Source organism: Polaribacter tangerinus (genome assembly GCF_038024095.1).
Lineage (GTDB): Bacteria > Bacteroidota > Bacteroidia > Flavobacteriales > Flavobacteriaceae > Polaribacter > Polaribacter tangerinus.
Genome location: NZ_CP150668.1, coordinates 507,864 through 523,023, shown reverse-complemented (window position 1 = coordinate 523,023; position 15,160 = coordinate 507,864). Strand labels below are relative to the sequence as shown.

The 15,160-nt window shown below is 31.1% G+C and carries 10 protein-coding genes; 4 read left to right on the top strand and 6 right to left on the bottom strand.

What is annotated here, in order from left to right; all coding sequences use genetic code 11:
• Both WHD54_RS02355 and WHD54_RS02350 read right to left on the bottom strand, forming a co-directional pair.
• Positions 1-159, bottom strand: a complete 159-nt coding sequence (locus WHD54_RS02355; RefSeq protein ID WP_088323059.1) for a DUF4177 domain-containing protein — start codon at positions 157-159, stop codon at positions 1-3.
• A gap of 47 nt (positions 160-206) precedes the next feature.
• Entirely contained in the window at positions 207-1,067 is an 861-nt protein-coding gene (locus tag WHD54_RS02350) for an SPFH domain-containing protein (protein ID WP_088323058.1), read from the bottom strand.
• A 122-nt stretch (positions 1,068-1,189) separates the two neighbouring features.
• Between WHD54_RS02350 and WHD54_RS02345 the strand changes: the two genes are divergently transcribed.
• Positions 1,190-1,972, top strand: coding sequence for a S1/P1 nuclease (locus WHD54_RS02345; RefSeq protein ID WP_088323057.1), 783 nt, complete (start codon positions 1,190-1,192; stop codon positions 1,970-1,972).
• 21 nt (positions 1,973-1,993) lie between these two features.
• Here the strand turns inward: WHD54_RS02345 and WHD54_RS02340 are convergent, their stop codons facing one another.
• Positions 1,994-3,847, bottom strand: a complete 1,854-nt coding sequence (locus WHD54_RS02340) for an LTA synthase family protein (RefSeq protein WP_088323056.1) — start codon at positions 3,845-3,847, stop codon at positions 1,994-1,996.
• A gap of 23 nt (positions 3,848-3,870) precedes the next feature.
• Positions 3,871-4,896 (bottom strand): tRNA (adenosine(37)-N6)-threonylcarbamoyltransferase complex transferase subunit TsaD, encoded by a 1,026-nt coding sequence (tsaD, locus tag WHD54_RS02335; RefSeq protein ID WP_088323055.1) that lies wholly within the window; start codon positions 4,894-4,896, stop codon positions 3,871-3,873.
• Positions 4,897-5,131: 235 nt separating this feature from the next.
• On the opposite strand from tsaD, the gene WHD54_RS02330 reads away from it, so the two are divergent.
• From WHD54_RS02330 to gap, 3 genes are all read left to right on the top strand, one after another.
• A complete protein-coding gene (locus WHD54_RS02330) occupies positions 5,132-9,520 on the top strand; it encodes a translocation/assembly module TamB domain-containing protein (protein ID WP_088323054.1) in 4,389 nt (1,462 codons plus the stop codon).
• Positions 9,521-9,747: 227 nt separating this feature from the next.
• On the top strand, positions 9,748-10,731 hold the full coding sequence (gene pfkA / locus WHD54_RS02325) for a 6-phosphofructokinase (RefSeq protein ID WP_088323053.1): 984 nt from the start codon (positions 9,748-9,750) through the stop codon (positions 10,729-10,731).
• 30 nt (positions 10,732-10,761) lie between these two features.
• Positions 10,762-11,763, top strand: coding sequence for a type I glyceraldehyde-3-phosphate dehydrogenase (gap, locus tag WHD54_RS02320; RefSeq protein WP_088323052.1), 1,002 nt, complete (start codon positions 10,762-10,764; stop codon positions 11,761-11,763).
• A 194-nt stretch (positions 11,764-11,957) separates the two neighbouring features.
• Here gap and WHD54_RS02315 read toward each other — a convergent pair whose 3' ends face one another.
• Together WHD54_RS02315 and WHD54_RS02310 are read right to left on the bottom strand one after the other, a co-directional pair.
• Positions 11,958-12,338 (bottom strand): Rid family detoxifying hydrolase, encoded by a 381-nt coding sequence (locus tag WHD54_RS02315; RefSeq protein ID WP_088323051.1) that lies wholly within the window; start codon positions 12,336-12,338, stop codon positions 11,958-11,960.
• A gap of 31 nt (positions 12,339-12,369) precedes the next feature.
• The gene (locus tag WHD54_RS02310; protein WP_233130959.1) at positions 12,370-14,976 is read right to left on the bottom strand and encodes a putative LPS assembly protein LptD; all 2,607 of its coding nucleotides are present in this window, start codon (positions 14,974-14,976) and stop codon (positions 12,370-12,372) included.
• Between the last annotated feature and the right edge of the window lie 184 nt (positions 14,977-15,160).

The following is a 15,160-nucleotide window of genomic DNA, read 5'->3' as shown; positions in this document are numbered from 1 at the left end:
CTATCTGTTTTTCTCCCTCTCCAGAACAATAGCGTTCCAATTTGTTGGCATTTCTTTTAAAACCCATCCCTCTCTTGCATATTGATTTAAAAGGTGTTCTAGTTTTTCATTCCTTTTGGTAAGTCCAAGTCTTAGAGTTACTACTTTGTATTCTTTCATTATTTATGTTTTTTGAATAAGTAAATTTACGCGAATTGCTGTTTTTTTTAATGATTTAAAGTACCCGTATTTACCACTGGAGAAGCCTCTTTGTCGCCACATAAAATAACCAATAAGTTGCTAACCATAGCTGCTTTTCGTTCTTCATCTAAAGCAACAATTTGTTTTTTATTTAATTCTTCTAGAGCCATTTCTACCATTTCTACGGCACCTTGAACAATTTTATGTCTTGCGGCTACAATAGCAGTTGCTTGTTGTCTTTTTAACATGGCAGAAGCTATTTCTTGTGCATAAGCTAAATAACCAATTCTGGCCTCTAATACTTCAATTCCTGCAATAGACAATCGTTCATCAATTTCTTTTTCTAACGCTTCTGAAACTTCGTTTACACTAGAACGTAGTGTAATGTCTTCATCATGTCCTTCATCAGCAAAATTATCATAAGGATACATACTTGCTAGTTTTCTTACTGCAGCATCCGTTTGTACACGTACAAAGTTTTCGTAATTATCTACATCAAATGCTGCCTTGTAGGTGTTTGTTACACGCCAAACAAGAATGGTAGAAATCATAACAGGGTTTCCTAATTTATCGTTTACTTTTAGTCGTTCACTATCAAAGTTACTTGCTCTCAAAGAAATTGTTTTCTTTTTATAGAAGGGGTTCGCCCAATACAATCCATTTTCTTTAATAGTTCCAACATATTTTCCAAAAAGTAGTACAACTTTCGAGGTGTTTGGATTTACCAAGATAAAACCAAATAGGCACATAAAACTTGCTACAGAAATAAGTATAAAAAATGGATTTTCTTTTACAATAGAAAAAGTAATACTTCCAAAAAATAAGGTAAGAACAATTGCTAACATTAGGTATCCGTTAGCTGGTTTAAAAATTTTTTCGACTTTCATTATTTTGTTTTATTTTAATATTAAATTGATATCGTAAATATATGATTTATTTTTTTAAGTTTCTAAAAATATTCTTTATAATATTTATAAATTAGCAAAAAAATAATTTTAATAATTTACACATGAAAGCTTACATTATTTTATTAGTATCTCTACTTACTTTCTCTACCACTAAACATGACAAACCCTTTTTTTGGGGTCAAAACGGACATAGAGCAACTGGTAAAATAGCAGAGTCTTATTTAACTAGAAAAGCGAAAAGAAAGATTGATAAGTTATTAAATGGACAAAGTTTAGCTTTTGTTTCTACTTTTGGAGATGAGATTAAATCGGACAAAAAATATCGTGAGTTTTCTCCACTTCATTATGTGAACATGAATTTGGATGATACTTACGAAACTGCAGAAAAAAATCCTAAAGGAGATCTAGTTACCGGAATAAATAAATGTATAGAAGTTCTAAAGGATGCTAATAGTGCTGAGCAAGACAAGGTTTTTTATTTAAAAATGTTGGTACATTTTGTAGGAGATTTACATCAACCAATGCACATTGGGCAGCGTGAAGATAAAGGTGGCAATACAATACAAGTTCAATGGTTTGGGCAAGGAACAAATTTACATGCAGTTTGGGATACCAAGATGATAGAGGCTTGGAATATGAGTTATTTAGAATTGGCAGATAATGCGCAATACTTATCTAAAAGACAAAAAGCTGCCATAGAAAACGGTTCTGTGGTAGATTGGGTAAATGAAGTTCATCAGTTAACAAAAAAAGTATACAAATCAGTTACAGTTGGCGAAAACCTCAGATATAGGTATTCTTACGATTATTTTGGAATTGTAAGACAACAATTACAAAAAGGAGGAATTCGTTTGGCTAAGATTTTAAATGACATTTATTCTTAATAACTATTTTATTTTTACCACTTATCGATTTAAAAAATCTTTGTAAATTCTTTGAGAAATTGCTCTACCTAAAGTATCTAGCAGTGCAGTTTCAGGTCCTTTTTTCAAGATTGTTTTATTGCTTACAAAATCAAAAATAAATTCGTTGTTTTTATCTACAACCCCAAACCCTTTATTAAAATTAAAATAAGCATATTTTTTGGGTGAGTTATTAAAAAGATGATTTCCAAAAGTAAACTGAGAGTTGTTAATTTTTAGTAAGTCTAGTAGGGTGTAAGAAAAATCTACCTGACTAGAATAAGAGTCTATTTCTAGTCCTGTTTTATGCAAAGCACCACCTAACCATAGCATTGGAATTTTAAATTTTTTTGGGCCATTAAATAATCCATCATGTTTAGGAGAACCATGTCCGTGATCTGCCATAATTACAATAAGCGTATTTTTGTACCAAGGTTGTTTTACTGCGAAATCTAAGAACTTACCAATGGCTTTGTCGGTATAAAAGTGTGAGCTTCTAAATAAGTTGTCTTCGGTATCTCTTCCAAACTGATACGTGTCGGGAAATTGAAACGGTTCATGACTGCTTAGTGTAAGGGCTATTTTAAAGAAAGGCTTTTTGTTATCTTCCTTAAAGTCTTTTATAAAACGATTTATAAGAACATGATCGTGTACACCCCATTTGTCGTTCCAATCTTTTTTGCTAAAGCTGTTTCCATCAACAAAATTTGTAATTCCGGCATTTCGTAGATAGGTATTCATGTTGCCAAAATTTAAATCACCACCGTAATAAAACGAAGTTTCGTAACCTTCAGAAATCATTTTTTGAGGTAACATTGGTAATTTTCTAGTTTTGTTAGGCATCCTCATAACCCTTTTTGTAGGTAATGGATAATAACCGCTTAAAATAGCAGGAATTCCTTTATCTGTTCTATCTCCGTTTGCAAAATAATTGGTAAAAAGAATTCCTTGTTTTGCGTAGCTATTAAAATTAGGTGTTACTGTGGGTTCTCCGTCTAATACACCTACCACTTTTGCTGTTAAACCTTCCCAAATAATAAGTATAACATTAGGTTTATCTGTTTTTAAAATGCTGTCTATAGCACTTGTTTTTAGTAGTTTGTTTCTATTAGAAATACTATTGTTAGCGATCTTATCCTCTATCGTTTTGTAAATGTTTTTGGAACTTGTTTTATGGGTAAGAGTGTTAAAAAAATTCCAAGAGTAATTTATTGCAGCATGATTGGCAAACATGTTTTTAGAAAAATATACATTGCTTTGGTTTATTGGTATTGTTTGCAAACCTCCTCTTAAGGGAAATATTAATAGCGCTGTTAATAGTAAAAATATTGGAATTTGTAATTTGTTTTTGGGACTAATTAAAGCTATTTTTTTTTGAATAATTTTAGAGAATATTTTACAACTTACATAAGTAATTAATAGGAAAAAAAATGTGCCAAGAAAAAGCATTTTTTTTGATACAGAAGCTATCATTAACTCGGGAGTATCTATATAGGCAAGTATACTCGTATCTAATCGAAAGCCCCATGGTTTGTACAAACCGGCATCTATTAATAATAATAAATTAAGTATTACTAAGAGAAAGAAAGTATAAAATTGTATTATTTTTTTGATGTATTTAATTGGAGTTACAGCAGAAAAAGCAACCATAAGAAAAGGAATTATACTTACATATGCAGTAAAAGAAAAGTCTAATTTTATACCATATACAAAAGTTTTTAGAATAGTTAAAAAATCTATTTCTAAGGTTTTATCTAACTGAAAAATTAAAAAAAATAAACGAGCAAATACAAAGTAGATTGTCCAGCTTAGAAAATAATATACCGAAAAAAGAAAACTGTTTTTTAATATTTTCATCAGAAATAAATTTGGTAAAAAGATTAATCGGTTACCTTTAATCGTGCTTTTGCAGTTACATTCATACTCGCATAGTCTTGTTGAATGTATTTTAGATAGCCTGTAATGGCAATCATAGCCGCATTGTCTGTAGTATACTCAAATTTCGGAATATAAGTAGACCAACCCCAATATTTTTCTGCTTTAGAAAGACGTTTTCTAATTTCTGTATTTGCAGAAACGCCACCTGCAATTGCAATGTTTTTGATACCTGTTTCTTTGACAGCATTTTTTAATTTATCCATTAAAATCTCAACAATTGTATGTTGTATAGAAGCACAGATATCGTTTCTATTTTCGGCTATAAAATTCGGATTGTTTCGCTCTTGTTTTTGGATAAAATATAAAATACCAGTTTTTAAGCCACTAAAGCTAAAATCTAAATTTCCAACTTTTGGTTTTGTAAATGAGTACGCTTTAGGATTGCCTAATTGTGCATATTTGTCTATTAGAGGACCACCAGGATAAGGCAATCCTAAGATTTTAGCAGATTTATCGAAAGCCTCGCCTACTGCATCATCAATAGTTTCACCAAGAATTTCCATTTCAAAATAATTGGTAAGTTTTACTATTTGAGTATGACCACCACTTATTGTGAGGCAAATAAAAGGAAATGAAGGTAATTTTGTGTTTTCTTCTGAAATGAAATGCGCTAAAATGTGAGCTTGCATATGATTAATGTCTAACAACGGAATGTTTAGTGCCAACGCCATAGATTTTGCAAACGAAGTGCCCACCAGTAAAGAACCCATTAATCCTGGTCCTTTTGTAAAAGCAATTGCCGAAAGCTCTTCTTTTTTTATGTTTGCATTTTTTAGGGCTTGTTCAACTACAGGTACAATGTTTTGTTGATGTGCTCTTGAAGCCAACTCTGGAACAACACCACCGTATTTTGCATGTACCTCTTGGTTTGCAGTAACATTACTTAAAATAGTAGTGTTAGATATTACGGCTGCACTAGTATCGTCACAAGAAGACTCAATTGCTAAAATATAAACGGGCGATTTCATTTTATGGAATTATTTGATACAAAATTAAGTATAATTTTACGGTCATTTTCCTTTTTTTAAGAATAGAAATTTAAATCTTTCTAAAATTTGCACGTTCTTTGTAATACTTGGCAATATTTTTGTTAAGTTCATAATCAAAATAATCTAATTTAAAAGTATTACAATCATCAAAAATAGTTTTAGAAAAATAGCGAAGTGGCTTGGGTACATAGTGCTCTTCTTATTTTTGTGTGCAATGCTACTATCAACATCATTTGTACAAACAAAACTTGGTGGTTTTGTAACGAATACTATACATGAAGATTTTGGTGTAAACTTAAAAGTAGGAAAAGTAAACTTGTCTTTTTTAGGAAGTGTTCAGCTAAAAGAAATAGAGATTAGAGATCATCATAATGATACTTTAATATTTGTAGGAAAACTTCGTACTTCTCTTTTAAGTGTTGGTAAAATGATGAATAATAAGTTTCTGTTTGACGATATCACTCTAGAAAATGCCTCATATTTTATGAAGACTTATAAAGATGAAAGTACTGATAATATGAGTGTCTTTTTAGCTAGTTTTAAACCCAAAAAACCAAAAGATTCTTTAAAGCCAATTTTTAATCTAAATGCTGCCAATGTTTATATTAACAATCTAGATTTTAAATTAATTAATGAAAACAAGGAAAACGAAGTTACCTTTTCTGCAACAAATATTGGAGGTAATTTACAAGAAATGCAAGTTTTAGGACCAGCATTTAATGCTAAAGTTAGAGGATTATATTTTACAACAAACCAAGGTTTAAATGTTGCTAATTTTACTACCAATTTTAGTTACTCATCCACAAAAATGAAGTTTGTAAACACACATCTAAAAACACAAAGCTCATCATTAAAGGGCGATATTACTTTTAGGTATAAAAAAGGTGAGCTAGCAGACTTTAGTAATCGAGTAAAAATTTCTGCAGATTTTAAAAAGAGTAACTTAAAAGTACTTGAAATAAAAAAGTTTTACAAAGAGTTAAATGGAGATGATGTAGTTTATTTTTCGGGTAAAATGAATGGTACACTCAATAATTTCTTGCTTTCTAAGTTAGAACTAGCCTCAAAAAACGGAATTAATTTATCGGGTAATTTATCTTTTTTAAATGCTGTTAATCTAGAAAATGGACTAGTTTTTAATGGAGATTTAAAAAATACTTCAGCCACTTACAAAGATTTAAAGAATATTTTACCAAACGTTTTAGGAAAAAATGTTCCTTCGGAATTTGCCAAATTAGGTGTCTTTACAATTAATGGAAATATTAAAGTAACTCCCACAGAAATTGATGCTGTTTTAGAGTTAGACTCTGAAATTGGAAGTATTATTTCAGATTTGGAAATAAACAATATTAAAAATATAAACGAGGCGTCATATAAAGGAAATGTTTCTTTAAATAACTTTAATGTTGGTAAATTTTTTAACAATAATAATTTTGGAAACGTATCATTAGAAGGAGAAGTAAATGGGAGTGGTTTTTTGCTAGACAACATAAATACCTCATTTGTTGGTACAATTTCCGATTTAAATTTTAATAAATATACGTACAGAGATATTTCTGCAAACGGTCAATATCAAAATAATAAATTCGATGGAGAACTTATAATTGATGATGATAATTTTAAAATGCAATTTAACGGTTTGGCAGATTTGTCTTCTAAAGTAAATAAGTTCGACTTTAATTCTGATATCAAATATCTAAATCTTAGAGAAACCAACTTATTTACAAGAGACACTGTTTCTATTGTTAAAGGAGCTATTTCTTTAGATATTGAAGGAAATACTTTTGATGACATAGTAGGAAAAGCCATTTTTAAAAATGTATTGTATACCAATCAAAAGGAAGAATTTCGGTTTAAAGAATTTGAGGTTACTTCATCTTTAAAAGATAGCATTAAAACAATAGAAGTTGTTTCTGAAGACATTGCAAAGGGCTATATTACAGGTAAGTTTTACTTTTCTGAATTAGGTAAGGTGGCACAAAATGCTTTGGGTAGTATTTATACAAATTATAAGCCTTATTCTGTGGCTCCAAATCAATTTTTAGATTTTAATATTAGTGTATATAATAAAATAGTCAATGTTTTTTTTCCAAAAGTTTTTATAGATGATAATACTCGTTTTAAAGGAAAAATAAACTCAGACAAAGAACTTTTTCGGTTCAATTTATCATCGCCAAGAATTTTTGCTTACAATAACGAGGTAAAGGATATCTTTTTATTAACCGATAATAAAAATCCATTATACAACACTTCTCTAACTGCCAGTGAAGTAAATACCGAATATTACAAAATTTCTAAACTAAATTTAATTAATAGAACAGAAAATGACACGCTGCATTTTAAGTCTATTTTTAAAGGCGGAAATAAAAATAACGAAAACTTTAATCTCGATTTCTTTTATACATTTAACAAAGAAGGAAAATCTGTGCTAGGATTCGAAAAATCATCTTTTATTTTTAAAAATAACACCTGGAATATCAATCCAGACTCAGAAAATCTCGATAAAATAACTTTCGATTTATCAAACAATGAGTTTAACTTTAGTAAGTTTAAATTAGTTTCTAATGAACAAAAAATTGAGTTTACAGGAAGTGTAAAAGGAGATGATGAAAAAATATTTTTAGCAGATTTTACCAAAGTTAAGCTACAAAGCTTTCTTCCTAAAATAGACAGTTTAGCATTAAAAGGAGTACTATCTGGTCATTTAGATTTTATACAAAAAGATAGTATTTACAATCCAGAAGCAGCACTAAAAATTAAAAATTTTGAGGTAAATGATTTTAAACAAGGCGATCTTGTTGTAAATATCAAAGGAGATAATTCATACAAAAAATACGATGTAGCTATTTCAATTGATAATAAAAATGTAAAAAGTATTGCCGCTAATGGGAAATTAGATTTTTCAGAAGAGAGACCCATTATAGATTTGGAAGTTTTTTTAGAAGAGTTTCAACTAGAGGCTTTTAGTCCTCTCGGAAAAGATGTGTTATCCTCTTTAAGAGGAAGTGCAACGGGCAATTTTACATTACGAGGTTTCTTGGGAAATCCGGATATGGAGGGAACATTGCGGCTTAAAAATGCAGGCTTAAAATTTCCTTACTTAAACGTAGATTATGATTTTGAGGGAGAATCGGTAATTACACTTTTGCAACAATCATTTATAATTGAAAATTTTAAAATGATTGATACAAAATCTAAAACAAAAGGAGTTTTAGAAGGGAATATTTCTCACCTAAACTTTAAGCAATGGTTTTTAGATTTAAATATAAAAAGTGATAATTTATTGGTTTTAGACACCGAAAACTCAGACGAGGCACTTTATTATGGCACTGCATTTATAGATGGCTCTGCAGATATTTTTGGGTTAACAGACCGGTTAACCATTAATATTAATGCCAAATCGATGCCGGGAACAGTTTTTGTTGTGCCGTTAAAAGATGTAGAAACAGTAGATAGTTTTAATCTTATTCACTTTAAGTCGGACGATAAACTTGTAAAAGAAAGGCAAAAAGAAATTGCACTTGAAGCGCTTAAAGGTCTGACACTAAATATTACGTTAGAGGTAACTAAAGATGCTATTGCACAGGTGGTTATAGATGAGGTATACGGGAGTCAATTATCTGGAAAAGGAACCGGTAACCTGCAAATAGAAATAAATACCAGAGGTAAATTTAATATGTTTGGAGATTATGTGGTAGATACGGGTGTTTATGACTTTAAATATGGCGGTATCGTAAATAAACCATTTGTTATTCAAAAAGGAGGAACTGTTTCGTGGAACGGAAATCCGGCAGATGCAAATTTAGACGTAACTGCCGTATACAAAGCAAAGGCAAACCCCGGTGTTTTATTAGAAAATTTTAATTCAAATAGAAATATCGAAGTAGATTTGGTAGCAAGGATTACGGGAGGTCTTTTCACCTCTAAACAAGAGTTAGATATTTTATTAACGAACGTAGACCCAACAATAGCAAACGAGTTAGAATTTATTCTTAACGATAACAATGTAAATGAAAAAACAACTCAATTTATTTCTTTATTAGCCTTTGGTAACTTTGTAAATCCAGATAGAGTTAATTTTAATGCCTCAGATCAAATCACAAATACAGCTTCTAGTGCAATTGCTGCTGCTTTTTCAAGCTTGCTAAACAGTCCAGATAGTAAATTTCAGCTCGGGGTAGATTATCAACAAGGACAAAGAGATAACGATTTAGATCGATTAAATATAGATAATCAAGTAGATTTATCTGTAAGCACACAAGTAAGTGATCGAGTAATTATAAACGGAAAAGTAGGAGTACCAATAGGCACACAAACACAGTCTAGTGTTGTGGGAGAGGTAAAGGTAGAGGTATTGCTGAATAAAGAAGGAAATTTTAGAGGTGTTATTTTTAATAGGCAAAACGAAATTCAGTATACAATTGAAGACCAGGGCTACACTCAAGGAATAGGACTTTCATACCAAGTAAACTTTAATACTTTGTCTGATTTACTCTCTAAAATTGGCGTTAAAAGTAAAAAAAAGCAATCGGTTGTAAAGTCTGTTAAAAAGGACACTACCCAAACAAGAAGAGTTCCTTTCGAGAATTTTGAAGGAAATTAAAAAAAAAGTAGACTTCGCAAAATATTTTAATTTTCCTTTACATTCGTATTCATTTTTTACTTTTTATAAACGCATAATTTTGTACTTTTAATACACAGGAATAAGGGTTTTTATTTCAATTATTTCCGAATAAAAAGCTTTTTAAATAAAGGGAAAACAGGCTAAAACGATTTCGTAGTTTTTTTATTAAAACTGCTTAAAAAGCATTAAATTTACAAAACATAAATATGAAGAAAATAAAGAAAATAGCGGTCATGACTTCTGGTGGAGATGCACCAGGAATGAATGCAGCAATAAGATCTGTAGTGAGAGCATGTGCTTATTACAGAGTTAGTTGTGTAGGTGTATACCGAGGGTATGAAGGTTTGATTGATGGAGATTTTATTGAGCTTACAGCAAGAAGCGTAAACAATATTATTAATAAAGGAGGTACCATTTTAAAATCTGCAAGATCTAAAGAATTTAGAACTAAAGAAGGAAGAGCAAAAGCATATGAACACCTGAAAGAAAACGGAATTGAAGCAATGGTCGTTATTGGTGGAGATGGCTCTTTTACAGGTGCAGTAATTTTTAATGAAGAATTTAACTTCCCAGTTATTGGAATTCCAGGAACCATTGATAATGATATTTTTGGAACATCACACACTTTAGGGTATGATACCGCACTTAATACTGCTGTAGAGGCAATTGACAAAATTAGAGATACTGCTTCTTCTCATAACAGATTGTTTTTTGTTGAGGTAATGGGTAGAGATGCAGGTTTTATTGCCTTAAATGCAGGAGTTGGTGCTGGTGCAGAAGAGATATTAATTCCCGAAGAAGACCTTGGGCTAGACAGAATGTTAGAATCTTTAAAGAAGAGCCGAAGAACAGGTAAATCTTCTAGCATTGTTGTTGTTGCAGAAGGCGATAAATCTGGTAAAAACGTATATGAGTTAGCTAAATATGTTGAAGAAAACTTACCGGAATATGATGTTAGAGTATCTGTTTTAGGACACATGCAAAGAGGAGGTTCACCTTCTTGTTTCGACAGAGTACTGGCAAGTAGGTTAGGAGTAAAGTCTGTAGAATTAATTTTAGACGGTAAAACAAATTTAATGGTTGGTCTAAAAGATAACGAAGTAATAAGTACAAGTATTGCAGATGCAATAAAAGGAGGTCATTCTATTAATCAAGAACTTTTAAGAGTTTCTGATATTATGACCACATAATTTAATAATACGTAAATAAAGTTTTAAAAGATGATAAAAGTAGGAATTAACGGATTTGGAAGAATAGGAAGATTAGCATTTAGATCTTCGGTTTTAAGAGACAATGTTCAGGTAGTAGCAATTAACGATTTGTTAGATGTAGATTATTTGGCATATATGCTAAAATATGACTCTGTACACGGTAAATTTGATGGTACTGTAGATGTTAAAGACGGTAAATTAGTTGTTAACGGAAACGAAATTAGAATTACTGCAGAAAGAGATCCAGCAAATTTAAAGTGGGATGAGGTAGGTGTAGATTTTGTAATTGAGTCTACTGGTTTTTTCTTAACAGAAGAAACGGCCGGAAAACATTTAGAGGCTGGAGCTAAAAAAGTAGTTTTATCAGCACCATCTAAAGACCATACTCCGATGTTTGTTATGGGAGTAAATAACCACGAGTTAAAAGCAGATCAAAAGATTTTTTCGAATGCTTCGTGTACTACCAACTGCTTAGCACCTATAACTAAAGTGTTACATGATAATTTTGGTATTGCAGAAGGATTAATGACTACTGTTCACGCTGCTACAGCTACCCAAAAAACTGTAGATGGACCGTCTATGAAAGATTGGAGAGGTGGACGATCTGCTATTGGAAACGTAATCCCTTCTTCTACAGGAGCTGCAAAAGCTGTAGGAAAAGTAATTCCTGCTATGAACGGAAAACTAACAGGTATGGCTTTTAGGGTACCAACAATGGATGTTTCTGTTGTAGATTTAACAGTAAAATTAGAAAAAGCAACTTCTTACGACCAAATTTGTGCGGCTATGAAAGCAGCTTCAGAAAGCGGGCCAATGAAAGGTGTTTTAGGATATACTGAAGAATTAGTAGTTTCTCAAGATTTTGTTGGTGATACTAGAACTTCAATTTTTGACGCCAAAGCAGGAATTGCTTTAAATGATAACTTTGTAAAAGTTGTTTCTTGGTATGATAATGAAATGGGATACTCTACAAAAATTGTAGATTTAATTGAGTATGCAGCTACTTTATAGTAGAAACTCATATATTTATAAAAAAAACCTGATAGATTTATTTCTATCAGGTTTTTTTAGTTCTTAGAGTAACCATTCGGTTTGTCTCGCTGAAAGCGTCTCAAGCAAGAGTAAGCAACAGTGCATAAAGATTCTTACAGAATGACAAATTGTGCGTAAAATATTTAATAGTGCGGTAGCAAAAAGTTAAAAACTTACTTAACAGCAATCATGCTTATTTCTACGTTTACAAATTTAGGTAAGTTGGCAACTTCTACAGTTTCTCTTGCAGGAGCTGTTTCTTCATTAAAATATTCTGCATAAACAGCATTTATTTCTGTGAAATTGTTCATGTCAGAGATAAAAATAGAGGATTTAATTACGTTTTCGAAAGTCATATCCGCAGCTAATAAAACCTGTTTCATGTTTTCCATAACTTGTTTCGTTTCTGTTTTTATATCTTTTAGAACTAATTCACCATTTTCTGGATTAATTGCTATTTGCCCTGAGGTATACAATGTATTTCCACTTAAAATTGCTTGGTTATATGGGCCAATTGGAGCAGGTGCTTTTGATGTTGTTATTACTTTTTTCATATTTTTTAGATTTTAGTTTTTTATTTAAGAATTAAAATAACCTTCTGTCTGGCGGCTTGTTTTTATCCCATTTTAAATCGGCTAAAACAGAAGATTTTACGCCAATAAAAAAAGTATAAGATGAGTTTGTACCGAAAGGAACCCAATTAAAATTGAACTGCCAGCTGTCTAAGTCTCTAGTAAAATTGAATCTAGAAAATGTAAAAGCTCCGCCTTTAAAGTCGTATCCAGAAGAATATCCCATTTTCCATTTTGGAGAAAGTTCTACATTACCACTAAACATTAAACTATGAACCCCAATTTCTCCACTGTCAATTCCATTATTTCTATAATTCGTAGAATATGCTAAATTAATAGACCAAGGTATAGTAGCTTTGTAAAGCTCTGCCGATTTATTTTTATCTTTTTTATCAGTATTTATTCCTGCACGACTTCCAAAACCATCAGTCGGGTTTATATCTGCACCAATTACGTCTGGTGCGTTATTAGGGTCTCTTTTTTGGTTATTCTGAGTATCTTCTTTAGAATCTTTTTTAAAATCTTCACTAGAAATAGAATAGTTAGCAGTTAAATTGGCATTGGTTAACCTTAAAAATCCTGGGTTAAATTCATCAATATTAATAATGCTTCCCGAAGCTGTTTTAATAACTTTATACGGATCTAAACTTCCACTTAAATTAACGGCCAACTTATCTTTAAAAAGTCTGGTTCCAGCAGAGAAAGTAACAGGAGAAAGTTTTAAACTGTCTGCTGCTAAATTATAGTTAGTTCTAAAGTTTAGGTTGTTTAAAAGGGTAACTTTTTTATCTTCCTCATCGCTATCTGGATCTTCGGGTGCCATTTTTGCCTCTAAAACATTGTTTAAAGATATTCCTATAGAATTGCTTAGACCACCAGACGGTCCGCCATAAATACCTCTATCGAAAGCAGTATAGCTTTCAATGTCGTTTGGGTTATTACCATTTCTAACTTGTTGAAGGTATTTTTCTTGAAAATCGGGTCTGTAATTATAGGAAATTGTAGGTCTAAATGTATGTCTTATTGCCTTTAATCGTCCTTTGTTAATATTAAAAGTACCATATAAATTTGTAGCAATACTTACACCAGTATTGTATTCTCTAAAACTTTTAAAACCACGTAAAGTATCGGTTACAACTATATTATCATTAGCATCGTATTTTTTTTGGATATAATCGAATTGCCAAACCTCTTCATAATTAATACTTGGCGATACCGTAAAATATTTAAATGCTTTAAAGTTGGTGTTTGTTCCGGTTCTATGTTTCATACCAGAACGAGCAGTTTCAAACATTTTACTTGTTAAAAATTCACTGTCGGTAGTGTTTATTAAATACTGGCCCTCTAACGTATAGTTGAAGCCCATTTTTTGAATGGCATTTTTCTTTACACCACCTTTACCTTGAAACGGATACACTCTGTTCATATTTAGTGTAAGCGATGGCAAGGTCATTGTTATTTGCTCTGTATTTGTATTTTGTTGATGCGTTGCGGTTACATTCATATTAAACGGTGTGCCAACAAATGTTTTACTGTAATTTATAGAGGAGTTAAAACTATTAGTTTGTGTTTGAGCAATGTTAAATTGGTTTTGAGATTGTCTAAAAAATTTACTGCTACCTAAGTTTACAGAGGCAGAAAATCTAGAATTCGGACTCGCTTTTTGGTCTTGATTGTGACTCCATCTGATGTTAAAATTACTAGACTTACTAAAGTCGTCAAAACCTCTAATACCATTGATGTTGTTTTCGAAACTAAAATTAAAATTACCATTAAAGCGATATCTTTTATTATAGTTCGAGTTGGCTCTTAAGCCCCAGCTACCGTTAGAATAAGCATCGCCAGTAATGGCTAAATCTACATAATTATTTATGGCAAAATAATATCCACCATTCTGAAAACCAATACCTCTAACACTGTTACCGGTGTCAAAAGCCGGAATTAAAAAACCAGAAACACTTGTTTCTGTTATTGGAAAATAGGCAAATGGTAAAAATAAAGGTGTTGGTACATCAGCTAAAAATAATTGACTTCCACCTACAATAATTTTTTTTCCAGGTACAATTTTTGCTTTGCTTGTTCCTATATAATAATCAGGATTGTCTTTGTCTGAGGTTGTAAAACGTATTTTACGAATGTATAACGTAGAGTCGTTTACCCGTTTTGTTTTTTCTCCGTAGGTAAACATTTCGCCTTGTTTTGTTTTTAAACCGTAAATAAGTGCTCTTTTAGTTTTAAAGTTATAAATGATAGAATCTTGAACAGTTTCCTCACTACCTTGTCTAAAAACAGGTTTTTGTACATAGCCCGTACTGTCTATTATTCCTTTTGCAAAAAGAGTGTTTTTCTTATAATCTACAACTATAATTCCTGCTTTTAAGTCTATTTCGGTGTAGGTAATATTGGCTTCGTTGTAGAGAGTAACCTTTTTATTTACAGCATCTTGTATGGTATAGTCTTTTGCTACATGAACAATAATATCTTCAATAGTTTCTTTCGGTTTTAGAGAATCTAATGAGATACTATCTTTTTTTTGTAAAACGAGACTGTCCTTTTTTTCTTTAAAAACAGTGTCCTTTTTTAGAGGTAATAAAGTGTCTTTTTTTATTGCTTCTAACACTATTTTTTTTGAAGATTTTATATCTTGAGTGTATGTAAACTTCGTAAAAAAGAGGCTACAAAATAAAAGAATATATGATAGGTTTGTTTGCAATGCTTTAAATACTATTTTTGTATTAATTTAAAATAGGGTATACTTTTTGAATCCCCAAATTTAAAAATTCAAAATTAGTTAAATTTTATTG